At 67.4% G+C, this 521-nt stretch carries 1 protein-coding gene; it reads right to left on the reverse strand.

Translation table 11 applies throughout. The features are described 5' to 3' along the window. A partial coding sequence (locus ACNKW1_RS15755; protein ID WP_418365519.1) for a TRAP transporter large permease subunit occupies positions 1-521 on the reverse strand: 521 nt, incomplete at both ends.

Consider the following 521-nt stretch of genomic DNA (forward strand, 5'->3'; position numbering starts at 1 on the left):
ACCTGCACGTAGCTGATACCCACGTATTCCACCATCAGGAAGGCGGCCGCGCCCATCACCGGGGGCATGATCTGGCCATTCACGGACGAGGCCACCTCGACCGAGGCCGCCTTGTCGGCGCGGTAGCCCACGCTCTTCATGAGCGGGATGGTGAAGGTGCCGGTGGTGACCACGTTGGCGATCGAGGAGCCCGAGATCAGCCCGGTGCTGGCCGAGGCCACCACCGCGGCCTTGGCCGGACCGCCGCGCAACCCGCCCAGCAGCGCAATGGCCGACTTGATGAAGTAGGCCCCGGCGCCCGCGGTCTCGAGCAGCGCGCCAAAGAGCACGAAGAGAAAGATGAAGCTCGTCGACACCCCCACGGCGACGCCGAACACGCCCTCGGTGGTGAGCCACATGTGGCTCATGCCCTTGGCGAGCGAGGCGCCGCGGTGTGCGATCACCTCGGGCATGTAGGGGCCGAAGAAGATGTAGATCATGAACACCGCGGCCAGGATCACCATGGGCAGGCCCAGCGCGCG

The sequence above is a fragment of the Thauera sp. WH-2 genome, assembly GCF_048321015.1.
Taxonomy (GTDB): Bacteria; Pseudomonadota; Gammaproteobacteria; order Burkholderiales; family Rhodocyclaceae; genus Thauera.